Origin of the sequence: Alteromonas mediterranea DE (assembly GCF_000020585.3) — a bacterium.
GTDB lineage: Bacteria > Pseudomonadota > Gammaproteobacteria > Enterobacterales > Alteromonadaceae > Alteromonas > Alteromonas mediterranea.
Genome location: NC_011138.3, coordinates 3,011,985 through 3,036,257 on the forward strand (window position 1 = coordinate 3,011,985; position 24,273 = coordinate 3,036,257).

At 41.9% G+C, this 24,273-nt stretch carries 19 protein-coding genes and 1 pseudogene; 11 read left to right on the forward strand and 9 right to left on the reverse strand.

What is annotated here, in order from left to right:
- The first annotated feature begins 51 nt into the window (after positions 1-51).
- Positions 52-2,247 carry a malate synthase G gene (locus MADE_RS13385; protein ID WP_012519039.1) on the forward strand — a complete coding sequence of 732 codons (2,196 nt, stop codon included), beginning with the start codon at positions 52-54 and terminating at the stop codon, positions 2,245-2,247.
- 311 nt (positions 2,248-2,558) lie between these two features.
- Positions 2,559-3,443, forward strand: a complete 885-nt coding sequence (locus tag MADE_RS13390; protein ID WP_012519040.1) for a patatin-like phospholipase family protein — start codon at positions 2,559-2,561, stop codon at positions 3,441-3,443.
- A gap of 33 nt (positions 3,444-3,476) precedes the next feature.
- On the opposite strand, the gene MADE_RS13395 is transcribed toward MADE_RS13390, so the two are convergent.
- Positions 3,477-4,493, reverse strand: a complete 1,017-nt coding sequence (locus MADE_RS13395) for an NAD-dependent epimerase (protein WP_012519041.1) — start codon at positions 4,491-4,493, stop codon at positions 3,477-3,479.
- A gap of 73 nt (positions 4,494-4,566) precedes the next feature.
- Between MADE_RS13395 and MADE_RS13400 the strand changes: the two genes are divergently transcribed.
- Entirely contained in the window at positions 4,567-6,192 is a 1,626-nt protein-coding gene (locus tag MADE_RS13400; RefSeq protein ID WP_023559793.1) for an FAD-binding oxidoreductase, read from the forward strand.
- Here the strand turns inward: MADE_RS13400 and MADE_RS13405 are convergent.
- The 4 genes from MADE_RS13405 to MADE_RS13415 form a co-directional block, all read right to left on the reverse strand.
- Positions 6,189-7,271: a nucleotidyltransferase family protein gene (locus tag MADE_RS13405; protein WP_023559794.1), complete on the reverse strand. Its 1,083-nt coding sequence runs from the start codon at positions 7,269-7,271 to the stop codon at positions 6,189-6,191. The genes MADE_RS13400 and MADE_RS13405 overlap by 4 nt on opposite strands.
- On the reverse strand, positions 7,268-8,119 hold the full coding sequence (locus MADE_RS13410; RefSeq protein ID WP_080663236.1) for an HprK-related kinase A: 852 nt from the start codon (positions 8,117-8,119) through the stop codon (positions 7,268-7,270). Before MADE_RS13410 ends, MADE_RS13405 begins: the two co-directional genes overlap by 4 nt.
- The gene (locus MADE_RS20595) at positions 8,116-8,259 is read right to left on the reverse strand and encodes a hypothetical protein (protein WP_012519045.1); all 144 of its coding nucleotides are present in this window, start codon (positions 8,257-8,259) and stop codon (positions 8,116-8,118) included. Before MADE_RS20595 ends, MADE_RS13410 begins: the two co-directional genes overlap by 4 nt.
- Positions 8,260-8,381: 122 nt before the next feature.
- Complete coding sequence (locus MADE_RS13415; RefSeq protein ID WP_012519046.1) at positions 8,382-9,224, reverse strand: hypothetical protein; 843 nt, start codon at positions 9,222-9,224, stop codon at positions 8,382-8,384.
- 414 nt (positions 9,225-9,638) lie between these two features.
- Here MADE_RS13415 and MADE_RS13420 point away from each other — a divergent pair, with 414 nt between their 5' ends.
- Positions 9,639-10,328: a YdcF family protein gene (locus MADE_RS13420; protein WP_012519047.1), complete on the forward strand. Its 690-nt coding sequence runs from the start codon at positions 9,639-9,641 to the stop codon at positions 10,326-10,328.
- Between the two features lie 95 nt (positions 10,329-10,423).
- The gene (locus tag MADE_RS13425) at positions 10,424-11,248 is read left to right on the forward strand and encodes a PEP-CTERM/exosortase system-associated acyltransferase (protein WP_012519048.1); all 825 of its coding nucleotides are present in this window, start codon (positions 10,424-10,426) and stop codon (positions 11,246-11,248) included.
- A gap of 166 nt (positions 11,249-11,414) precedes the next feature.
- Here MADE_RS13425 and MADE_RS20010 read toward each other — a convergent pair.
- The 4 genes and pseudogenes from MADE_RS20010 to MADE_RS13445 all read right to left on the reverse strand — a co-directional run.
- Positions 11,415-11,705: pseudogene (locus tag MADE_RS20010) on the reverse strand (IS66 family transposase); the annotation flags it as partial.
- Positions 11,706-11,757: 52 nt separating this feature from the next.
- Positions 11,758-11,991: an IS66 family insertion sequence element accessory protein TnpB gene (tnpB, locus tag MADE_RS13430; protein ID WP_012519050.1), complete on the reverse strand. Its 234-nt coding sequence runs from the start codon at positions 11,989-11,991 to the stop codon at positions 11,758-11,760.
- Positions 11,992-12,490: 499 nt separating this feature from the next.
- Positions 12,491-13,327 carry a hypothetical protein gene (locus MADE_RS13440; RefSeq protein WP_012519052.1) on the reverse strand — a complete coding sequence of 279 codons (837 nt, stop codon included), beginning with the start codon at positions 13,325-13,327 and terminating at the stop codon, positions 12,491-12,493.
- A gap of 140 nt (positions 13,328-13,467) precedes the next feature.
- The gene (locus MADE_RS13445) at positions 13,468-16,224 is read right to left on the reverse strand and encodes a tetratricopeptide repeat protein (RefSeq protein ID WP_012519053.1); all 2,757 of its coding nucleotides are present in this window, start codon (positions 16,222-16,224) and stop codon (positions 13,468-13,470) included.
- Between the two features lie 288 nt (positions 16,225-16,512).
- Here MADE_RS13445 and MADE_RS13450 point away from each other — a divergent pair, with 288 nt between their 5' ends.
- From MADE_RS13450 to MADE_RS13475, 6 genes are read left to right on the forward strand one after another with little or no spacing between them, the layout of a single operon-like run.
- Positions 16,513-17,601 carry a GNAT family N-acetyltransferase gene (locus MADE_RS13450; RefSeq protein WP_012519054.1) on the forward strand — a complete coding sequence of 363 codons (1,089 nt, stop codon included), beginning with the start codon at positions 16,513-16,515 and terminating at the stop codon, positions 17,599-17,601.
- Positions 17,598-20,102 (forward strand): hypothetical protein, encoded by a 2,505-nt coding sequence (locus tag MADE_RS13455; protein WP_012519055.1) that lies wholly within the window; start codon positions 17,598-17,600, stop codon positions 20,100-20,102. Before MADE_RS13450 ends, MADE_RS13455 begins: the two co-directional genes overlap by 4 nt.
- Positions 20,099-21,064 (forward strand): glycosyltransferase family 2 protein, encoded by a 966-nt coding sequence (locus MADE_RS13460; protein WP_012519056.1) that lies wholly within the window; start codon positions 20,099-20,101, stop codon positions 21,062-21,064. The genes MADE_RS13455 and MADE_RS13460 overlap by 4 nt, the downstream gene beginning before the upstream one ends.
- A gap of 5 nt (positions 21,065-21,069) precedes the next feature.
- Positions 21,070-22,170, forward strand: coding sequence for a glycosyltransferase (locus tag MADE_RS13465; RefSeq protein ID WP_012519057.1), 1,101 nt, complete (start codon positions 21,070-21,072; stop codon positions 22,168-22,170).
- A gap of 3 nt (positions 22,171-22,173) precedes the next feature.
- The gene (locus MADE_RS13470) at positions 22,174-23,175 is read left to right on the forward strand and encodes a polysaccharide deacetylase family protein (protein WP_012519058.1); all 1,002 of its coding nucleotides are present in this window, start codon (positions 22,174-22,176) and stop codon (positions 23,173-23,175) included.
- A 14-nt stretch (positions 23,176-23,189) separates the two neighbouring features.
- The gene (locus MADE_RS13475) at positions 23,190-24,263 is read left to right on the forward strand and encodes a GNAT family N-acetyltransferase (protein WP_012519059.1); all 1,074 of its coding nucleotides are present in this window, start codon (positions 23,190-23,192) and stop codon (positions 24,261-24,263) included.
- Positions 24,264-24,273: the final 10 nt, after the last annotated feature.

Here is a 24,273-nt window from a genome sequence, read left to right on the forward strand (position 1 = left end):
TATCTCTATACACACTACACTGGGTTATCAGACAAATGTATAGAGGTAGTTATGCAAGGATATATTACAAAGGGCCGACTACAGGTTGCCGAACAACTCGATAACTTTATCAACGAACAGGCACTTCCTGGCACTGGCGTCGACCAAGAGGCTTTTTGGCAAGGCGCTGAAGCTCTCTTCGAAAAATTCATACCTCAAAATCGCGCGCTACTAGAAAAGCGAGAGCAACTTCAGCGCGCTATTGATGACTACCACAAAGCTGGGAACCCGGTAGGTGGTAGCGAATACACAGACTTCCTTAAAAACATTGGGTATCTCGTTGAGCAGCCTGCGAACGTTACCGCCGACACACAAAACGTAGATGCAGAAATTGCTACTATGGCGGGGCCGCAGCTTGTAGTACCTATTAATAATGCTCGCTATGCACTTAACGCGGTAAACGCTCGCTGGGGAAGCCTGTATGATGCATTGTACGGCACTGACGTTATAAGCGATGAAGGCGGCGCAGAAGCAGGGAAAAGTTATAACCCTGTTCGTGGCGCTAAAGTAGTAGCGAAAGCGAAAACCTACCTAGATAACATGATACCGCTAGCGAAAGGCAGCCACGCAGACGTTACACAGTATAAAATTGATACGGGTAAACTGGCTATCACGCTTACCGATGGCGATGAAACCACCCTAGCGAATACTGAACAATGGCAAGGACACCAAGGCGATATCAGTGCCCCATCAAGCCTGCTTTTTGCGCACAATGGCCTGCACTTTGAAATTCAAATTGACCCTACTCACCCGATTGGCGAGAGTGATCCAGCGAACGTAAAAGACGTGCTGGTTGAAGCCGCTCTGACTACCATTATGGACTGCGAAGATTCCGTTGCCGCTGTTGACGCTGAAGACAAAACCTTGGTGTACAGCAACTGGTTAGGTTTGATGAAAGGCACGCTCAGCATTGAAATGACAAAAGGCGGTAAGCAACTTGTTCGCGCCATGCATGACGATAGAAGGTATCAGCCCTCTAAACACGCTGCAAAGAATCAGTTAAAAGACGGAGAACTTGTTCTTTCTGGCCGAAGCCTAATGTTCGTTCGAAACGTCGGTCACCTTATGACCAACGACGCCATGCTTTTTGACGGTGAAGAAGTACCAGAAGGGATCATGGATGGTTTAATCACTTCCCTTATCGCAAAGCATGACCTTTTAGGTAATAGTAAATTTAAAAACAGCCGCGAAGGCAGTATTTATATTGTTAAACCTAAAATGCATGGGCCTGAAGAAGTGGCGTTCTCTAATGCGCTATTTGGTGCTATCGAGCCTATCATCGACGTTCCCACCAACACCCTTAAAATGGGTATTATGGATGAAGAACGTCGTACGAGTGTTAATCTACAAGCGTGTATCGCTGAAGCAACCTCGCGGGTTGTGTTCATCAACACAGGCTTTTTGGACAGAACGGGTGATGAGATACATACCTCAATGCTTGCCGCGCCGTTCGCAGAAAAAGCCGCCCTTAAAGCTATGCCATGGATTAAAGCTTACGAAACCGCAAACGTTGCCGTAGGTCTTCGCTGTGGCCTTTCTGGTAAAGCGCAAATTGGTAAAGGCATGTGGCCGATACCTGATGAAATGCAAAATATGATGGATGCTAAAATTGGTCACCCGAAGGCTGGGGCAAATACGGCATGGGTGCCCTCTCCTACTGCAGCGACACTGCACGCGCTTCATTATCACGACGTGAATGTGTTTGACGTTCAAAAGTCGCTAGATGCGAGTTTTGATGGGTTAAGCGATATACTCACTATTCCTTTGTTAGAAGATGCCTCAACGCTTACACGTGAAAGTATAAAGCGTGAAATCGACAATAACGTTCAGGGCATTTTAGGCTACGTTGTACGCTGGGTTCACCAAGGTGTAGGCTGCTCTAAAGTTCCAGACATCAACAATGTTGGCCTTATGGAAGATCGCGCGACCTTACGTATTTCATCGCAGCATATCGCAAACTGGTTAGAGCACGGCATTGTAAGTGTAGATCAGGTAAAAGAATCTTTGGCACGCATGGCGGTACTGGTAGATGAGCAAAACGCAGGTGACCCTGAATATATCCCTATGACGCCTGATTTAGATAGCTCAATCGGCTTCTTAGCTGCAAGCGACCTCATCTTCAAAGGTAAAGAGCAGCCTAGCGGTTACACCGAACCTTTGTTGCACGCCCGTCGACGCGAGATGAAGGCGAAGCTGGCAGGTAATTAGGTTTAGCCTTTTAAACTTAAATTTCTGATACCACACAAATCAAGCTCACCCGCTGTTTAAATAGGGGTGGGCTTTTTTATTAATCAAATTTTTTAGAACTCGCGCTGTGACAATTAACACATTCCAAATAGCGTTATTCACACAATGTAGCGAAACAGTAACACCTTAGACTAAAGAGATGAACGAAAAGCCCTTCGCTATTTTGCCGTTATAAAGCCTGTCAACTAAGCTTCTATTAAAAGGCGACGTGGTTGTGCTCAATGAAAAATTAAACTGCATACGCTTTAGCCTTAATAAAACGGAGTATGCATATGCAGGTAGCCTCGGCAGCGATACCCAATAACCTAGCAACCTCAGACTTAACGCAAATCGTTCCTATTTTTTCAGGGGGCGGCACACGTTTAAGCGCTCACATAGGCATTATAAAAGCCCTGCATGATATGAAAATTGGCTTTGATACGCTTGTAGGCGTATCAGGCGGTTCCATTATTGCCTCGCTCTATGCTAAAGGTTATAGCGTGGAACAAATGCGAGAGCTGGCGCTTGTCACCGACTTTAAGCAATTTACTGAATTCTCACTTGTAAGATTATTACGTGAAGGCGGGCTCTCCTCAGGTGATGTATTTCAAAACTGGATAGATGAACAGCTTGAAGGCGCGGTATTTGCCGACATGCCGCTCGATTTAAACATACTCGCCACAGATGTAAACGGCGGCGGCCCGGTTTTATTCAACAAGCACGCTACGCCTGACATGAAGGTATCAGAGGCGGTGCGCTACTCCATGTCTATCCCGCTAATATTTTCATTCAAACCCTTTAAAGAGTATTTGCTTGTAGACGGTGCGATATTGTCTGAAGATGCGCTGTTTGAAGATTGGCGAGGCGATGGCACGCCATCAGTATGCTTCAGACTGCAAAGCACCGAACAAAAACGCAAGGCCATTAAAAAGAACTTACTTCAACTGCCCCAATACGTCAGCATGCTTATTCGCACGTTTATGACGGCAATATCCAGGGAGTACGTCAATGCGAAGTATTGGCACAATACGGTGGTGGTGAATACCGGGGAGATTTCCGCGGTAGATTTTTCGCTTACACCTGAAATTAAGAACACACTTTTTGAGCTCGGTTATGCAACCACGAAAGAGTTCTTGCCCAAAAAGTGTGCGGGATTTATGAGAAGCAGTGCACTTTAACGGTTTCAGAAAGTAATTATAAGTCGCTAGCGCTTACACTTTATAAAAGTCGCGATACCAGTCGACAAACGCTTTTACGCCTGTTTCAACATCGGTAGATGGCTGGTACCCAGTATCTTCAACGAGCGACGACACATCAGCATAGGTGTCAGGCACATCGCCTGGCTGCATAGGAAAAAGTTCTTTCTTCGCCTCAATGCCCAATGCACTCTCAAGGGTTTCAATAAACTTCAAAAGGTGCACTGGTGTTTGCGCACCAATATTGTATACCTTATAGGGCGCCTTACTCGTACTTGGATCTGGATTGCTGCCGTCCCAATTCTCGTTAGGTTTAGCCACATTATCCAATGAGCGAATTACGCCTTCAACGATATCATCTATATAAGTGAAGTCACGACGGTGGTTACCATAGTTGTAAACCTGTATTGTTTTACCTTCCAAAATAGCCTTAGTGAACTTGAAAAGCGCCATGTCTGGACGGCCCCAAGGCCCGTAAACAGTGAAAAAGCGCAGCCCCGTTGTAGGCAAGTCATACAGGTGACTATAAGTATGGGCCATTAGCTCGTTAGCTTTTTTAGAAGCCGCATACAAGCTAACTTGATGATCTACGTTGTGCTGCTCTGAAAACGGCATAGTTTCATTCGCACCGTAGACTGAGCTAGATGACGCGTACACCAAATGCTCGACGTTATTATGGCGACACCCTTCTAGAATATTCACAAAGCCAACAATATTTGAGTCGACGTAAGCGTTAGGATTTTCAAGTGAATAACGCACACCAGCTTGAGCAGCTAAATGCACCACTCTATCAAATTTGTGCTCTTCAAAAAGCGCAGCCATTTTGTCGCGCTCTTCTACCCCCATCTCGATAAATGAAAATAAATCAGCAGCAGTAGATGATTTAATCTCGTCTAGACGAGCATGCTTTAAATTCACATCGTAATAATCGTTAATGTTGTCAATTCCGACAACTTGGTCACCACGATTGATAAGGTATTGCGATACAGCCGCTCCTATGAAACCAGCGGCTCCGGTGACTAAGATTTTCATGAAAATATATACTTAAGCGCTCACATACAGTTATGCTACTACTATACATTAAATCTAAATAATGGAAAGTTGCATGAGCACGGCACTTATTGAATCTGTGTTAAGTTCAAAATCAGTGTTAATTACGCATACTGACGATATTTTAACTTACCACCAATCTCCAGAAGGTTTTACCTCTCAAGTCAAGGGCGTGATTAAAATAGGTGATAGTTCAGACGTTAAGGCTGTCATTGAACTTGCGAATAAATGTAGCGGCAGCAACGAGGCATTCGTTATCTACCCTATTAGCACTGGAAATAATTGGGGGTATGGCAGCAGTGTTCCACCCAGTGATGAAAGGGATCAATACCTACTCGATTTATCGCAGCTCAATAAAATACTGTACTTCAACGAAAAAACAGGTCTGTGTACAGTCCAACCAGGTGTTACGCAGAAAATACTGTACGATTTTCTAAACGAGCACGCATCCGATTATATGGTTCCCGTTACTGGCGCAGGCCCAACGTGCAGTGTTCTTGCTAATGCACTTGAGCGTGGTTATGGCATCACGCCTGTGGCAGACCACTTTTCCGCAGTAACCTCCATTAAAGGTTTTCTACCCACAGGAGAATACTATCAGTCCAGTGTTGCAGATATGGACATGACATCTGAGCAGCTAGCCGACAAGTCATTTAAGTGGAAACATGGCCCTTACCTGGATGGAATTTTCACGCAATCGGCGAATTTAGTTGTTACTGAAGCCACTATTTCACTTGAAAAAGCGGGCGACGGTTTCACCTCGTTTTACATGCAATTCTTTGATCAATCTTCATTTACTACCGCCTATGAAGTGGTATCCGAAATATTCGATAAAGTTGGGCGCAATGTAGGGAGTATGAACCTAATGGACAAAAGAAGGGTGTCCGCCATGATGGCCGATAATCCGAATGGCCCAGGTTCACATCAAATCATGACTGACCAACAAGTAGAAAAAATAAGTAAGCAACAAGAGATACCGGAGTGGACAGTAATAGGGACAGTTTATGGTGCGAAAAACGTGGCCAAGGCCGTGAAAGCAGAAATAAAGAAGATTGCGAAAAATAGAGCATCGAGACTTTTCTTCTCAAATGACCTACTTATTGAGTTTGGAAAGCTTGTTACCAAACTGGCACCAAAGTCTTTGCTGCAAGCGCCACGACATCAGTTGGCCACGTTAGAAGAAGGCATGGCAATTATGAAAGGCATACCTAATCAAGTTGCCCTACCTCTTGCTTATTGGCGTAATTCGGCAACAACGCCGAACAAAACAAACCAACTTAATCCGGCAAGAGATGGGTGCGGCCTTTTATGGTACGCACCTTTAATACCGACAAAACCAGCCTCGATGTTAAGTTTTATCGCGATGGTTAGAGAGACGTGCCAACAGTTCAACATTGAACCTATGATAACGTTCACTAACTTCAATCTATATTGTACTGACAGTACTATCCCAATAGTTTTTGATATCAACAACGAAAAGGCAAAAGAAGATGCAAAAGCGTGCCTTGCATCACTTTACGAGCAAGGCCTAAAACTTGGCTTTGTTCCGTATAGGTTGAATATAGAGCAACAAGAAAATCTTGATACGTCAAAAGCATTCTGGTCAACATCGAACAAAATTGCACATGCGCTAGACCCTAACAATATTCTTGGGCCAGGGCGCTACGCAAAGGGACGCTAACTTTTTCGCAAGGTCATTGATAGCTTTTTAAGCATGTGCGGCACAAGTACGTGAACGGGCATTTTCATTAGATGCCCCCGCATATATGCCAAAAATCGACTGAGACGAAGTAATTTGCTGTCGCAAACGCGTGTATCCGGCACTAAAGCGCGTTTCATAACGAACAGCGTAAACCCTCGACGAGCCCTATGAAAAAGGCTGAGTTGGCTTTGCAACTGATGTTTTGTTTCAATTGGGCAGCGCAACAAGAAGTAGAACTCTGCCAAACATATTACATCGAATAAAAGTGAAGACAAGTTCATGGCTTTTGCGGTTTTAACTATTACTTCCCAAAAATGATGTGATGCATTGTCATTACAAAGACAAGTAAAATCATACAGGTCACGGAGTGATGAACTTACATCCTCGTTCCAGTAAAGATGCACACATGTGTGCAACGCCTGCATATGTTTATTGAGAACAAGTTTCTGTTGCGAAGATGCAACGATGTTCTGTCTTAATATTGACTCATCAGGGGCTTTTCCACTCACTGGCAAATATAAATTGTGGTGAATATCTAACGTGGTGCCCGATAGAGGATCGAACATTGGTGGAATTTCGTGAGCAAACTCCCGATAGTATTTTTCATCGTAGTTAGCTAGCGATTTTATTTGCCACCCCAACGAGAGGAGTCTTTTTTCTGTCTTCTGGATCTCGCTTGAGCTAACGAGGATGTCAATATCAGACATGGTTCGACCTTCCAAAGAAACGGCATTTTCAATATTGTATGCCGCGCCTTTAAGAAAAACGGGGGTTATCCCTATCTCCTCTAAAAGAAGGTTGATTCTGTCTATTTCAGTTCCAACCTGGCATCGCTGCCGATCAGAATAGTTCACGTTTGAAGTTACATGCCACTGAATGCTTTCAGGCAATCTATCTACCATGTTTTTGCGTTTAATTTTGTGAGCGAAGATGCTCAATAAATTCGCAGCACGAAGAAAAACAAACAGTTCAGACAGGGTTTTCGGTGATAGCGATGATAGCAAAGTTACATCATTAAATATTATGAGAAAGTATCTTGCTTTAGCAAAGGCATTCACAGAAGCAACTCCGTTAACGCCGCTTCTGCGCTATTGATATCAGAGTAATCCATAGAAAAAAATTCAACTTTATCAGCAAGGTCGGCTAATGCTTCAAACCCTTTTTCGGCCAAAACATGGTAATTAAAAGCATTTCTTATTATCTGAATTGTGCCTTCAGCTGAAGCGACTTCCTGTAAGGTGGTTGCCTTGCCGCCAACGTATTTAGGAAACACCACTGCACCTATGGGCGTATCTTTGAGAAACTTAAAAGATGAGGGCGTATGCACACGTTTATGCGCAACCGTCCCTTTTTGGGTGTCGTAAAACTTCTCTGTGAAAACGCTATCACTAAAACTTGATTTTACAATATCGATAGCATCATTTTTCAAACAAACAGGTCTATTGATTGGTTTAACATGAAGGTTTTCAAGTTCAATTATCGCCATCTCATCTGAAAAAACTGTCCATCCCATTTCCGACAATAAGGCGCTTAACGTACTTTTTCCTGAACCGGGCAATGCAGGAAATAAGATTGCTTTCCCATTTTTAACCAGTACTGCCGAATGAATTACAAGCCTTGAATATTCATGAGCAGCAATACACCAATTCATGCCCCATTCGAGCATTGGGTAACTTTGACTACGAGGGAGAGGAAAAAACGGCGTTTGTTTATCGCAATAGAAACTTATCTGTGGAGAGATGAACTTTCTTAGTAAATTAGGAGGCTTGACCGCAATATCAAAATCATAGCGTTCCGTCTCTGTGCTTGTATGACAATACATCTGACGCACTGAATGACTTACTGCCGCACACTCGTTGTACAGTCTGAATACGTAAGGCCCTGTATTAATATATAAGAACTTCAAACTCTTTCAATAATATTGAGGTCGGATGCCTTTTTAAAACTTAACGTTTTAAAATTCAGTGCCGATTCAAAAAACGCCTGTTCATGAGACTCTTCCAACAGCTTTTCTGCCATGGCAGCATCATTATATTCAAACGCCATGGTGTCTCCTGAGCGCGTATCGAAGACAAGGAGATAGTTGCTAGACCTCAAAAGCCTAACCTTGACTGAGCTGCTGAACTTGAACATAACAAATAAGGCTGATCCTACGATGCGCTATCAGCCTATTTTCGGTTACCCTTGCCGTTACCCTTGCCGTTACCGTTGCCAGGAGCCTCACCTGACGCATTATCTTCGGTCATGCCGAATGGCGTGGTACGGTTGTACTCGTCGTGTTCAGGTTGGGATAATGTGTACTCGCTAGACGAACCACTTTCAAAATTATAACTAAAGCTAACCGTTTGGGTTCCACCAAGGCTCTCTGGTGAAGCCAGCGCGATACGAGACTCACTGAACAAATAAATCGCGATGTTATTTACAAGCTCATTTGCTTTTTGAATTCGATCTGACGCACTAGCACTGTGGTGAACAACTGACGGATAAAAGCCAAAATACGTATTAAGCCAAACCGCCGCCAAGTTGTAATCCATACCACCAGGCTTATCTAAAGCGTCAAACAGGGGAACGCCGCCGTTTACATAAGAAACATCATCATCGAGTATGCGTTTATCTATTTTCATCGAGTTTGATTTGATAACCGACTCAAGGTGGCTTTCATAGGCCACCCAAAGAATAGAACCTGGTTCAGCGGCTGGCATCTCAGGGTAATCTACTTTCTGAAGCGCAGTAAACATTGCTTTTAGTCTCTGCCCATTCATAGAACCATCTAACGCGTCTTTCCATGTTCCCGGTGAGCGGCCACCAAAAATAGGTGTTGCTTCGCACTTTTGTTCGGGGTTCACTCGAGACACATTGCCAGACATAGCCCCCGACACTGAACATGCGCCCCAAACAGACTTACCTGGAACTGACAAAGCAGCAGAACCCACGGCAGCTTTAACAATAAATTGTCTCCGTGAATTTGTACGCTGAATTGTTTTGTCTTCTTTAGTGCGTTTATGACTCATTTTATCCTCGAAAATAAATTACTCTAGCAACACATCCGTAGCCACAATCACTTTGAATATGCAAGAAACAAACCAAGAAAAACTCCCTTTTAATTCAAAGAGATAAAATCAACACACTCTCATCATGTAAAAAAATAGGACACTTATCAAGTATGCATAAATCTATCTAAAAATAAAATTCACACAGCTTGAAAGCAAAGGATATCAAAAAAACAACGAATTGATAGACATTTGTATCTCAAATTTTAATCTCACAGGCTATCAAACTTCACCTTCAAGCCCTAGTTTGTTGAAATTACCATGTAAACTACTTACTGTTGGAGCTTTATCTATTTACAATCCGGCGGCATTATTTTGAAAGCTCTCGTAATTGAACTAATTTCCCCGCTACAAACGAGCCTTTTGCTTGTGTTAATGGCCGCCATGGCACAGCTTATTATAAAAAATAAGAAATTAGCGTCTAAGCTTGCTTGTGCGTCGTTAATATGGATTCTTATCTGGTCTCAACCATATGCTGTTGACTTACTACTTTATCCACTTGAAAGGAGTCAAAAAGTAAAAAGGCTTCAATACAAAAACCAACGCACACCAGACTATATTTTCGTACTAGCTTGTTATTACAACACTGAAGGGGACTTACCGAATATTAGTAGGTGGCCAGATTGTTCTCTTCAAAGGCTCGTTCAGACCGTGATGCTATATGAACAAACAAAGAGTAAAATAATAGTTACTGGTGGGCGTTTTTTAGAGAATCAAGACATCAGTTATAGCCAAAAAGCCAAATCATTTTTAATTTCTCTAGGTGTTCCAGAAGATAAAATAATTACGACTGATAAAGGCACTGATACTCATGGGGAGATTAGCTCAATCAGTCAACTCGTTACAAATAGAAAGTTATTGGTAGTAACAAGCGCCACTCACGTTCTACGTGTTTCTAACGAGTTAGATAACGTAACCGCAAGTGTCGCTTTTTTCGCCGTAGATTACCATAGCGGAGGTGAGTTGACTCCATACCTAAGAATGCCTTCTCTATCTGCATTGGTAGCGACACGAGCTGCAATTTACGAATATTTAGCGCTCGTCAAACAGCTCTTTACACAATAATTACCTACTTTTTAAACTAATGGTTAAAAACAAAAAAGTTTAAAACACCGACTTTTTTGCTAAACTCTTTTAATATTCAAATTTATGTGCATATTATGCCAAATTTACGAAACGCGAAGTTGCTAAATACCATCACTAAGCTTGTTGGTAAAAACAATAAAATAGGCAAGCTGTTGTCTGGATATGAAAAATTAAAAGAAGCCAACTATATTTCTTCTCATTTCTCTTCGTATCTAGTCCCTGTTATAGCGAGCTCTGATGCGTTAAGAAATGAGGTTTTTAAGATCCGCCACGGCGTCTACTGTGAAGAATTAGGTTTTGAGCCTGTCAAAGAAAGTGGGTTAGAATTAGACGACTTTGACGCATTCTCCTTTCACTGTTTAATAAAACACTGCCGTTCATCGGCTTATGCAGGTACTGTCAGAATAGTACGCCCCACTGAAGCTAATCAGCAGCTTCCCATCGAAAAATATTGTTTAAATTCTATTACTGATAAAGATTTGAACCCATCAAATTTTGATAGAAAAGACATTTGCGAAGTTTCTCGTTTAGCGGTACCTAAGGAATTTAGACGACGCCAAATGGATAATCATAAAGGGGCTGGTGTTGGTATCATTAATAGAGCAACTTATTCTGAGACAGAGTTACGCTGCTTTCCATTCATTGCCGTAGGCTTATATTTCGCGGCCGCAGCATTGGCTTTAGAAAACGAAATAAAGCATGCTTATGTGATGATGGAACCTAGACTGGCCCGAAGCATGGGGTTTGTTGGAATAAAATTCAAACAAATCGGGCCTGTCGTAGACTACCACGGTAAGCGTGCGCCATATTATATAAATCAAGATTTACTTCATACTAAGCTTTCGCCTAGCTTTCTGAAAATGCTTAAAGATATAAGGGAAAACATAGCATCTCAGTAACTGTGTTGACATGGCTTAATTTGCGACCTCGCTCACAACACCTACGACTTTGAGCTAGCATGTCCGCAAAGGCCCCTGTAATTTACCATCAAATCTATGCCGGGCCTCACTGGTAACAGGTTTATTCCTTTTACTTTATTAGAACGTAAGCGTCCGATAATCCCACCTAAAGCTCTGGAGACTGTGATGGTAACAGTTGCTCGATATTGGTGTCAGGATTGCTGAGTTCATTGAGGCAAGACATCACGTGCTCGAACATAACAAGATGGTTGGCTTTTGCGGTTTCGACGATGCTATAGAGCACTGCACTCGTATATGCGCGTGAGGCAGTTTGGCTAAACAGCCAGTTTTTCCTGCCTATAACGAACGGTTTTATCGCGCGCTCAACGCGATTATTTTCAATACTTCGTTGGCAGTAGAGCGTATAACGCAAATTCCTTTCCAATAACAGCCATTGCAGCTGTCGTTCACTAGAAAGCAGTCGTTGCAATTCCGTTTCGACAGGTCACTTAAACCGATGCTTCTGTCGAGTAGCGCTTATACCAGAGAGCGAAGCCCGCTTTATCCCAATAGAGTATTTTGACCTTGTCGCGCTTTTTGTTGCAGAAGACCAACAGTGCATCGCGAAACGAATTAAGGTTCATATCCTGCTTAACAAAGGCAATAAAGCCGTTAATGGATTTGCAGAAGGCGACGACATCCATGTATAGATAAATATCAGCAGGCTCAACGAACATCTTCATTCGCCCAATGCTTTCTTTACAGCCGCAACCCTGTGAGGGTTAATATTGGTTGAAACGCTAAATTGTGCGTTTCCGAGTTGCAGGAGAAGTTTGCCCCCTATTGCTTCGGTGGACATAATTTCACCTAAACAAACTTGCTGCTTATTCGCGGTAGCCGAATATCACAAGGCCTAGTGCAGTAAGTTTGAGCATCAACCTACTGCTGGCGGAAAAAACTCCACCGCAGTGCGTCCACTTTATTTCTATTACCCGAATAGGTTAGGTTAGGCCAATCATGTATGTCTCTTCGTCGATGTTATTGCATGGTCATTCTTCTTGGCAAAAAAGAACACAATGCCGTAGCTAACTTACGAATTGAATGTGGGGATTACTGGACGCTGGGATTACCAGGCGCTCACTCAAAAGATAACAACTTTAGATTTCTACTGACAAAAAAACGCCCAACTCCGTTGGGCGTTTAATACACTTTCATCTTTCGCACTGTCTGCAGTGCTTTACATTACTTACGCTTACGTGACAATCCACCAACAGCAAATAACGCAAGTCCCATAAGACCGATTGTCGCAGGAGAGCTCACTGACGTGATTGATGCAGTTGCAGTTTGAGAATAGTTTAAGTTATTAATTTGAGTTTCAGAGGTGAAGAAGAAATCATATAAATCACTACCAAAGTTAATTGCTTCAACTACCTCAGGAATTCCACCCACAACATTAAGACCTGCAGAAGCAAAACCTGCTCTGAAAGGGTCAGCTGGATCATCTGGTATGAAGTCAAAGAAATCAAACTCGAATGAAGCCCATAAATCACCGTTCTGAGTCGCTGCAAATCTCTGGTAAGAGGTCGTAGTTGCACCACCTCCAAATATTAGAGGGCCTGACTGATTAAACGGATTGAGTGACGGTGAATTATCGTAATAGACGTTCAACCAGCCATTAGAAAAATCAAAACTACCGTTTTGCTGAGGTACCAAGCCACCAAACTCAAAAGTTAATTCGCACTCAAGAAGGCCATCAACGCAGAATGAAGGAAAAGCGTTTGTTCTGCCTTCAGAAAACACAGTGAAAACACCTAGACCGGTAAGTACACCTTGCCCCGGTGTTACACCGTTGTTAGAACTTTCGTTGATTACAAAAACTTCGTTCACGTTATCGTAGCCATACGCGCCTGTTGTGAACCATTGCTGGTAACTCACCTGTGCCGACATACCAGCGTTACCATTGTTATCAGTGGTATCCCACTGAATGCCACCTGCGCTAACAGTGTCGGCTGAAACAGTATTTAGGGCGCCCATGCTCATTAGAGCAAGTGCAGATAATGCATTTTTTACGTTTTTCATCTTCGTATCCGTCTGTAATTAGGGTTACCACACAACTTGGTCAAAGCAATCCATGTACCAAAAAAATAAAAACCAACATTTTCAAAAACTTAACAAACACTGGCTACTACCAAAGGTTTTTACTGTAAAACAAGCTGACACTAATCTATGACTTCCCAACTGCTCTTGAATCTACTGTTCTCTGATGATTGAAAAGCTTGCTTAAGTTTCGATGCAGATGCCCTATCTCCCTGAGCAAGATAGATTTCAGCAAGATGGACTGCTGCTGCTTCGTAGCGAGGCTGACTTTCGAGTAGCAACTTAAATGTACTTACTGCGCGATCAACTTGACCAGCTTTGTATTCAGCCCAACCTTTTGTATCTAAGTAGGCAGGATTCTGGCGAATATTATAAGCATTTTCTGCGAGCTCTATTGCCTCAGTAAACTTCTCTTTTTCAATCAATATGTTTGCTTTGTTATTAAGTGCAATATGTGATTCTGGGAAGTTATAGACAATCTGGTCATAGTAGGCTAGTGCTCTATCTAAAAAACCTACCGAAGCGGCATACTCTGCAAGTATATGTAGATCTTTTTCGTTATTAGAATCTATAAAAACACTCTCGAGAGCATTTAGTCCTGTCAGAGGTTCTGATTCTTTATTAAGTTGCGCTACTAACAGAGCTGTAGGGACACTTGGATTGATAAGTAATGCCTGCTCTAATTGTGATTTAGCAGATTTAACGTCACCACTACGAAGACTTACAAGCCCTTCGAAGTGAGTTACTAACCATTTCGGCACATCGTTATTTTTTAATGAATTTATGGCAACTTCAGCTCTTTCAAGAGCTCCCAGGTTAATAAGACTTTCAAGCTTTGCAATCTTAAAGCTCACTTCGTCAGGAAACGTATTAAGAGCGCTCTCGCTAGCGCTTAATGCTTCTTGATTAAAAGAGTTTCTCAAGTAAAACGCAATGATATCAGCAAATATCTTGGGGTTTTCACCGACGTCCTCCTGAGTCAATAACTTGTTTGTGTAGCTGAGTATTTCTGCTTTTTCACCTATCTCGATTAGCGTATTCAGCCAAAGGCGGTTTTCTATATAAGACAATGCAACTTCGTTACTTTGTGCAATTTGAAATGCACGGTTAGGCTCACCTTTGTAAATGTAAAGATACATTAGCCCAGCGTCATAAAGAGCTGGAGAGTCACTCTTCGCCTTCCATCTCCTTAACGCACTCTCTGTGTCTAGATTATTGTTCTCTTCAAGCATTTGTAATAATTGAAGTACACTAGCTGAATTTTGATTCAACTCCACAAGCCTTTGTGCAGCATCAGTTGCTAGGTCAATCTGCCCTGCTCCATATGCACTTAACATTTTTAAATTCAGCAAGTCAGAGTTTTCGTTGTCTTCAATTTTTTCAATTTCATCAAGCGCTTTTTGATATTGTTTATTATTCACTTGAACAGTCGAGTAAAGTAGAGACAAAATTTCGCTTTCTTCTGGTGGAACGTTAGTTCTATTTTCCTCTGTCAAAGCGATTGCTTGTTCATATTGGCCATCCTTGATTAGCTTTTTCAGTTTCACTGCTAAGAGTTGAAGAGAAGGGCCACCAAGATTTTCTAGGCGTTTAATATCAAGCTCGAAACTATCTAAATTTTCATTATCAATATTGTGAGCAATCAATTTGTATAGGAGCGATGCATTTGCAGGATTTCGAGAATGGACCTCTTTTATCAACTCGCCTGCCTCTTGATTTTTTCCAACCTGGCTCAGGTATTCACTGGTATTGGCAATAAAGGCAACGTTGTCTGCATTAGAAAAATCAGCCGCTTTCATAAGTTCGATGGATTCGTCGACATAACCTAGTTCAATGCTGACCCCTGATAAAAGCCGCATTGTATAGGCATTCTGTGGATTTTTAGCATAGGCTTTTTTAAGATATTCATATGCGGTTTCGTTTCTACCGAGTTTAAAAGCAGCAGTTCCTGCGATTATGAAGTTATCTTCTATAGATAACCCTTTATCAATAGCTTCTTCAGCAGCTTTTAATGCACTCTCATTCTCATTTTTTCTAAGATAAATTTCGGCGGAAATTTTATCCAACCATGGAGAACGAGCTTCAGAAGATACTGAATTAATTATGTTGAACGCTTTGTCATACTCACCGTTTAAAGCGAAAGCATGTGCTGAAGTGATCTGTACAATCGCAATATTAGGCCAAATGTCTAAGAGTTCTGTCATATGCGCAACAGCTTTTTCATTTTCTCCTGATTTCATAGCGAGTTGTGCTTTTAAGTCGGTCAATAATGGGAAAAGAAAGAAAGGTGCTTCAACTTTCTCGATATAGCTCTTTGATTTCGCGAAGTTTTTATTTACATAGTTGGATACTGCTAAGAAGAGGTCAGACTTTGTGTTAGATAATGCTCTTTTTACTCGAGCAGTTTCAGCTTGTGCTCTACTACCATTTTTTATCGCAGCTACATACGCAACAATAGCTGCTTCGTCGTGTTTCTTGGCTTCAGTGCTGCGTTGATAAAACAGTATCGCGTCCTCGTACCTTCCAATAAAAAGGTAACTCATCAAAAGCATCCCTATACTTTCGCTATCTTTCAAAGAGACAGATTCCTCTACAAGCTCAAGCTCTTTTATCACGCCTGATAAATTGCCAATATTAAAATAAACTTTTGCAAGTTTTTCTCGCGAAGCCATATCTGTGGGCTCAGATAAGACTATGCTTCTAAGTTGTATTAGCGCATCATCATACTTCTCGCTTTCAGAAGCAGCGTCGGCTATCGCTAAACGCTCTTCTTTACTCACCTCACCACACCCACTTAGAACCATTGATGATGATAAAATTACGGCGCACATCAGCTTGCTATTTGAAGTACCATAGCGATTACTTATGATTTTACTCACTTGAACTCCCCTATTCCAATGTGACTTTGTCTGTTTGAAATTGTTATTAATATATTCTTTGTCCTCTTTTAAAACTTTATCATTAGTCTAGTAAGTTTGCTTTCAATTTATGAGTGCTTAACTGCTTTTGATGTGGCACACTAAATTTTGTTTGAAGTCATGCTACTGATTTCACTGGGTTATCTCTTCGACGCTTAATTTTCTAGCAACTATCAACCTAGTATTAATCGCGCCTGAGTTAATTACTCTCTATATACATGACAGTTTACATTGAATAGGTATTTTAACTTGGTTCACGCAAAGGTCGTTAATGGTTGCAGCCATATAGAGTTCTGTCAGTATATTGAACAGTTAAGCGGACAGTTCAAGCCACGCAACCTCTTTATAAACTCAGCGTGGCTAAATTCTTGGGCGACATCCACTCCCCTCCCAACACTTGTTCTTTTTTTCAACGATGAAGGCTTAATAGGACTAGTTTTCGTTGGCTCAGTTCTAAAAAAGAATGGACCATTTAGGTGGCACCATGCTTTAGTTAATCAATCAGGTATACCTGAGCATGATCAAGTCTGGGTAGAATACAATCGAATTTTTTGCGCTGCAGAAAATGAACAAAAGTGCATCACAGCATTGATAGAAGTGCTTAACCAAGAAGAAATAGACGAATTAACAGTTTCACTCGCGCCAACAGTATCTGGTTGGATTAAAGCGACTGAAAAAAACTGGTACACAGAAGTAGAAAACTGTTTTGGAGCGAAAGTTAGCTTAACGTCAATATCTGATGAATTGAGTTACCTATCAAAAAACACCCGCTATCAAGTAAGAAAATCAGCTAAATTATTACAAGAGAACTTTGGTAAACTACTCGTTAGAAAAGCACGCTCTGCTCAAGAAAAATTAGATTATTTTGACTTGCTTTCAAATCTTCACATCGAAAAATGGTGCAATAGTGAGTTCGGAAGCGGCTTTAATAACCAGATTTTTAGAAAGCATCTTTTGACTTTGATTTTAGACTATCCAGACAATGCAGAGTTAATTGCTGTTTATGCTGGAAGCATACTAATTGGTGTGAGTCTCAACTTAATTGATGAACATCACGTCGGGTTTTATTGTTCTGGCATAAACTACAACATACCTAATAAAAAGATTAAACCCGGTTACATTCTCCACACTCAAATGATTAAGCATTATAAAAGTCTGGGTAAGCACGAATATGACTTTTTGGCCGGGTATGCGCAATATAAACAGTCCCTTTCAACGGAAGTTTATAACCTAAAAACACTACGACTAACCAAACGCAATTTGCGTGGTACGCTTATTCATTTGCTCCGAAGCTTGAAACAGTTATTTTTTAAACTTAAACAAAAAACGAAGACATGAATTCACTACCATTTAAGATAACTAATACGTCAGCTTTTTCTGGCTTAGGGTCGTTCAAACAAGGTATTCCGGTTACAAAAGGTTTTTTCACTGCAAATGAGCTTCTAGCTGTTTTCGACGAACAACAGCAACTCTCAGATGTGTATATTTCGGTAGAGAAGCTTTGGGAGGATGGCTCAGTAAAATGGCTTCTTGTAGCGGGAATAGTTCACCTTCAAGCGAACGGTTCGGCAACATTTTGTGTGCGCCCTGTTAAGCCTGATGTACGTGAAGAAGAATTAGTGGTTTCAGAGTCTTCTAACATATTAACAATTAAGACAAGCCTAGAGCCTGTTTGTCGAGTATCTCTTCAACAGCCTGCTAAGATAGAACTTCCTCTGCGCGCAAATATATCAATGCACTTTAATGGCCAAGCAATTGACCAAGCTGGTTTAAAACATAAAGAGTATGAGTACTTATCAAATGGGCTTTCTCATGAGGCAGTAAAAACATCTCAATTATTTGACGTTGTGAACGAAAACCAAAAGATAACTATATTTCAAGAGCTTCACATATTTCTTAGCTCTGGTACCGTGCTGTGTACTTTAACGGTAACCAACCCCTCAGCTGCAGAGCATCCCAACGGTACATGGGACTTGGGCGACCCGAATTCGATAGCGGTATCTGAATTAGGCTTAACAATTCAGTTGATAAAGGGCGAAGCGACGATCTGCGCTTCAGAACTGGAAGGGGCACAACACCCTACAACCATTTTTCAAGCTTCCAGTGGCGGTGAGCAATGGAAAAACAGAATCCACGTTGATCACTCCAACGACGTTACATTGCCTTTTAAGGGGTTTGAAGCACTTGCCAACGACAAATGCTTATTGAAAGGGTGTACTATTCAACCAATGTTAATCTGCAAAGCAGAAGCCAAGAATGATTTGGTGATAGAAGTGGCTGACTTTTGGCAACATTTTCCGTCATCACTTATTGTAGAAGGCAAAACCGCCCAATACAGCTTGCTTGGTTCTGCATTAGCGCCTACTCAGGAATTGCAGCCAGGAGAACAGCTTACTAGACAGTTTTCAATTGGCTACGAATCGATTTTAGAATTCGACGTTGAGATAGCGCAATCTTTGACAAGTTCTCATCAATTTTTTCCATTATTCTCTGCGCCTCGAGATAATAACCCGTTTGATTCATTAATAAGAAAAGCCGTTGACGGCAACAATAGTTTTTTTGAAAAAAGAAAACGAGCAGATGTTTATGGGTGGCGTAATTACGGTGAACTATACGCCGACCACGAGCGGGGAAACATTCCACACGATGAGAGTTTTGTGTCGCACTACAATAATCAGTACGACCCCATTTCAGGAATGCTCTGCCAGTGGTTTTGCAGTGGAAACATAAAATGGAAAAGACTTGCCGATAACCTAGCAAAGCACGTCGCTAACATTGATGTTTATCATACTTCATTAGATAAACCAGAATACTCGGGTGGCTTGTTTTGGCACACTGATCACTATGTTCAAGCATACACAGCTACACACAGAACCTATTCATCATTACAGCCAAACGATGTATACCAAGATCACGCTGGCGGCGGTGGACCCGGCGGACAACACTGCTACACCAACGGACTTTTGCTTCACTATTACTTAACAGGTAGTGAAGTATCAAAATCAGCTATGCTGTCTATCTGCAATTGGATAGAGCTTTATTACGAAGGCGACGGCACAGTTATTGGTACTTTGCTTGCGCTCAAGAATGCTGGAAACATAGGCCTCAAAAATATACTTACGGGCGCCTATCCTTTAGACAGAGGCACAGCTAACTATTTACAAGCTTTGATGGATCGATTCGACCTGCAGGGCAACACTGAGGATCTAGCCAAATGCGCAACAATAATAGCTAACACTGTATCGCCTGAAGACGATATCACTCAAAGAGATTTGCAAAATGTTGAGCTGACCTGGTTTTACACGGTTTTCTTACAAGCGTTGTGCCGTTTTATCTATATCAAAGAACAGCGTTTGGAAAGCGATTTTGACTACAGCTATGCGGTACAATCACTATGCCACTATGTCAAATGGATGATAGATAATGAATACGTTTATCTAGAAAAACCAGATATACTCGAGTTTCCAAACGATACATGGACGGGTCAAGATTTACGCAAACTCTGCATATTGAGTTTTGCAAAAGCGTATTTGAATTGCAGTGAAGATATAGATAACAAGTTGAGTACTCTCACAAAAGGAATTCACGAAAGACTGTCACTAAGTACTGAGACAGATTCAACACGAGTACTATGTCTAATGATGCAAAATGCCCATTACGACGTTTATTCAGAGCTTCCTCAGCCAATGGAGCAGGTAAAGTTCAACATGAAAGAGCACAGGAAAAGCGCGTTTACTGCATTGTTATTTTATACAATCAAGAACTTTTCTTTCAGCAAAGAGAGAAGCCAATTGGCAAAACGTTTCCCACAACTTCAAAAATGGATAGGAAAACCGTGACGGTTAAAGTAAGTTTTATTATCCCGCACAAAGGGCGAGAAGAAATGTTGATACAAACGCTTCAGAGCGTGGGTATGCAAACACTTTCCGAAGATGAATATGAAGTTATAGTGGTAAGCCAAAACAAGACATTTTCAAATGCGCTTTATGAGCTAAAGAAGCAAATTCCTTTAACTCTCATGTTAAATGATAGTAAGCACACTATATCGCATTCACGTAATCTAGGTGCATCAGCGGCACAAGGTGAATACCTCGCTTTCTTGGATGCAGACGTAGCACTTGAGCCCAAATGGGCACAGGCCATGGCGGAGTTGTTGGAAGAAAACGAAGATATAGTGTTATGCAGTGCTATGCAGAAATGCTCCGAATCAGCGCCACCGCTGGAAAAGATTAGAACCGCCCTAAGCAATGCTGAACTAGATCAAACAGTGACCTTTTTACCCGGTCGAAACCTCTTTTTATCGAAAACAACATTCCATTCTGTCGGCGGGTTCCCAGAGCACTTGCAAACCTGTGAAGACTACTACTTTACGCAAAAAGTGGCTGAAACAGGTCGCTTACTTTATACCTCTGCGTCCAATTATGTGCATTTAGGAGAAGACAAAGCCTTTTTGCCCATGTTCAAAAAAGAAATTTGGCGAGGACAGTCAAACTTAGCATCAATAAAAGGCCGGTCCATTCCCTTGCGAGAACTTCCCAGCTTCTTTATACCTTTTGCTGTTACACTGGGCGTCGCATTTTTATTAGTAGCGCTGCTGTACTCGAACATGAGTTTAGTTATTATGGCAAGCGTACTAACTATATTGCCCTTGGCAGTGTATACGGGTAGATTGAAAAAGCTCACCGGTGGCAGTGTGAACATGTATTACTGCCTGCTTTTTTATTGCTTGTATTTTCCCGCTCGGGTTCTCGGCACTTTATTAGGAATTAAAGGTGCGCTAGCTACACCTACACACAGATAATTACAATGAAAGTATTACAGTTTATTTGTTCAACGGGCTTCTATGGAGCTGAAAGATGGATCTTGGCACTAAGTAAACATATGCCCCAAGATGTAGAGAATCATTTAGTGGTGACGCTAGAGCCTGGAACCGAAGATTTAGAGCTTTTAAAGCAGTTTTCTTCGTTGGGCCAAACCCACCAGATAGCAATGCGCAATCGTTTTGACTTAGGCGCTATTTCAAAGCTTGCAGAACTTATTAGGCGCCATGGTATTGATGTGATTCATACCCACGGGTACAAATCAGATATTTTGGGCGTATTAGCAGCAAGAAAAGCGGGGATCCCTTGCGTTGTAACGCCCCATGGCTTTGAAAATGCTGCGGATATCAAGTTACGGACCTTTATCTGGCTAGGCTGCCAATCAATGCGATTAGCAGACAAAGTTGTGCCGCTATCAAAACAGCTTATGGAAGACGTAAAGAAATTTGGCATTAAACCGCCGAAGCTTGAGTATATTCAAAACGGTGTCGACCTATCCGAGGTTGACGCTGTAAGAGAAACTAAAGTCGTCAAACCTGCGGGTGAGAAAAAGCGCATAGGCTTTGTGGGTCAAATGATTAGCCGAAAGAATATCAAAGCAATACTGGATTGTTTTGACGTGCTTTACGCTCAACGACAAGATATCGAACTAATACTGCTCGGAGACGGTGATAGCAGGCAAGAATTGGAAGCATATAGCGAAACCTTATCAAGCGTAAACGCTATTCAATTCTTAGGGTTCCGTGACGATAGGCTCGAATTACTCAAAGATTTTGACTTATTCGTTATGACATCAACGCTGGAAGGCATTCCTCGCTGTCTGATGGAAGCGTGCGCAATGGAAATTCCAGTATCGGCGTACGACATCGCAGGCATAGACCAGTTGATTACGCATAAAAAAACGGGGTTACTGGCATCTTTACATGATTTTGAACAGCTGCAAAAGGACTGGATAACGCTATTAGACGATAACGACTATGCAACACGTCTAGCGCGGGTATCACGTCAATTTGTTGAAGATAGTTTTTCAGCGAAAAGAATGGCCAGCGAGTACTATTCACTCTTCAAAAAAATGTTAACTGAGTAAGCAATGGATAAGCAGGACGTTTTATTTGTACTGAGTGTAGATACGGAAGAAGAGTGGGAATGGAGTAACGACTTCCCAGAGACAGACTGCTCAGTGAAAAACATAGAAAAGCTGCCTGCTTTTCAGGAATTTTGTGAGTCATTGGGTATTAAACCCACTTATTTTGTCGATTATGCGGTTGCCAACGACACGTTTAGTTCTGACGTATTGCGAACGTTTGCGTCGAAGAAAAGAGCGGAAATTGGTGCCCACCTTCATCCTTGGTGTAACCCGCCATTTTTCGGTAAAACAGACGAGGCAAAATCTCACGTTGTCAATTTGCCAAAAGACCACGTTAAAGCGAAGCTGGATCATCTGATTGAACGCCTGATCACTAATATAGGCCAGGCGCCGATGTCGTTTCGGAGTGGGCGGTGGGGAATTAATGGCTCTACCCTTGAATTGCTCGTAGAGCGCGGTTTTAAGGTAGATAGTAGCGTTTATCCATTTTACGAAAACACCTATTTTAGTTGCAAAAACCGAGATAGCACGCCCTACTGGCCAAGCTTTGAAAACGCCGATGTGGAAGGGGCACAACGCAATTTGATGGAGCTTCCCATTACAGCAGGCTTCAATCGTTCTCATTTTAAGTATGCCGACAATATCCACACGTTTTTAGCGAAAAGTCCATTGAGGCTGGCTAAGCCTGTTGGGTTGTTATGGCACACGAATATACTTCGCAAGCTCTATTTAAGTCCGGAATTAACCGACAGTACTTCAATGAAGATGCTTGTGAATATATGTTTAGAAAAACAATACCCAGTAATTCATATGTATTTACATAGCTCAAGCTTACTAGATGGCGTAACAGGGCTGCTGCAAGTTGATAATGCCTACCAGCGTATTTGCGGGCGTATGTCAGAAGTCATAAAACACTTACATGCTAAAGCCAACGTGAGATTTTGCACAATATCAGAGGCGTCAGCTTTGCTGAAGCATAAGATTAATACGCATTTTAGTGACTAGGACTGGGTACAAACGTGAACGTAGACACAACACTAAAATTAGTTCCACTTAACGAGCGAAATGTATCAGACTGGAACCGGTACGTTTCTTCTCACCCCTTCGCAACGCCTTACCACAATGCAGCATGGCAGCGCGTATCCGAAAACGTATATGGGATGCAATGCGAAGGCATGCTCGCCATTAACGAACAAGACGGTCGTATTGTGGGTGTCGTTCCAGCGGTAAAATTAACATCGTGGATACTAGGTGAAAGGCTATGCGCCCTTCCTTATTGTGATGTAGGTTTTCCTTTGGCTGACTCGCCTGATATTGAAGCCTATTTACTCGCTCATTTAAAAGAAAAGCACGTTAACGCGAAGTACTTTGAAGTTCGGAGTTGTCATGCGCAACAAACCGCAGACAATAGCTTTCTAGCGGGTAAAAAAGTGCAAATGCGCTTACCGTTACCTGACAGTAGCGACATTTTGCTTAAATCGTTTAAATCGAAATTGCGCAGCCAAATAAAAAAAGCCGATAAGAATGGATTAACGTCTAAAGGCGGTAACTCTCCTGAACTTGTAAGTGATTTTTACACAGTGTACGTGACAAATATGCGTGATCTCGGTTCACCTGCACATAGTTTAGAATGGTTTTTAAACATAGCGCGTGGCTACAATACTGCTTGCTATATTAGTGTGGTTTACCACGACGACGCGCCAATAGGCGCAGGCATTGTGCTTAAGAATAACAACAAAGCATCTATACCGTGGGCGTCAACAGTGCGCGAATTTAATAAGTTAGCGCCTAATATGAAGCTTTATTGGAATGTACTGGCGCATTGCGCAGACAATGGTATTCGCGAATTTGACTTTGGACGCAGCACGTTCAATGAAGGTACATTTAAATTCAAAAAGCAATGGGGCGCAGAGCCTTATCTTCTCGATTGGTATCACTATCCGCGAAGCAATGTTGTAAATCAACAAGAAGCGGCTTCTAATAATGGAATGAAAGAATCGATAAAAGCGATGGCAGAACGAGTGTGGTGCAAGCTGCCACTTCCTCTCACTGTTGAGATAGGTAAAAGAATAAGACCGCATATTAGCTTATAGGGAAACAATA

Coding starts and splice junctions, on each gene's coding strand:
- MADE_RS13385 (WP_012519039.1), top strand. CDS start 52: ATGCAAGGATATATTACAAAGGGCCGACTACAGGTTGCCGAACAACTC.
- MADE_RS13390 (WP_012519040.1), top strand. CDS start 2,559: ATGCAGGTAGCCTCGGCAGCGATACCCAATAACCTAGCAACCTCAGAC.
- MADE_RS13395 (WP_012519041.1), bottom strand. CDS start 4,493: ATGAAAATCTTAGTCACCGGAGCCGCTGGTTTCATAGGAGCGGCTGTA.
- MADE_RS13400 (WP_023559793.1), top strand. CDS start 4,567: ATGAGCACGGCACTTATTGAATCTGTGTTAAGTTCAAAATCAGTGTTA.
- MADE_RS20595 (WP_012519045.1), bottom strand. CDS start 8,259: ATGGCGTTTGAATATAATGATGCTGCCATGGCAGAAAAGCTGTTGGAA.
- MADE_RS13415 (WP_012519046.1), bottom strand. CDS start 9,224: ATGAGTCATAAACGCACTAAAGAAGACAAAACAATTCAGCGTACAAAT.
- MADE_RS13420 (WP_012519047.1), top strand. CDS start 9,639: ATGGCCGCCATGGCACAGCTTATTATAAAAAATAAGAAATTAGCGTCT.
- MADE_RS13425 (WP_012519048.1), top strand. CDS start 10,424: ATGCCAAATTTACGAAACGCGAAGTTGCTAAATACCATCACTAAGCTT.
- tnpB (WP_012519050.1), bottom strand. CDS start 11,991: ATGAAGATGTTCGTTGAGCCTGCTGATATTTATCTATACATGGATGTC.
- MADE_RS13440 (WP_012519052.1), bottom strand. CDS start 13,327: ATGAAAAACGTAAAAAATGCATTATCTGCACTTGCTCTAATGAGCATG.
- MADE_RS13455 (WP_012519055.1), top strand. CDS start 17,598: ATGAATTCACTACCATTTAAGATAACTAATACGTCAGCTTTTTCTGGC.
- MADE_RS13465 (WP_012519057.1), top strand. CDS start 21,070: ATGAAAGTATTACAGTTTATTTGTTCAACGGGCTTCTATGGAGCTGAA.
- MADE_RS13470 (WP_012519058.1), top strand. CDS start 22,174: ATGGATAAGCAGGACGTTTTATTTGTACTGAGTGTAGATACGGAAGAA.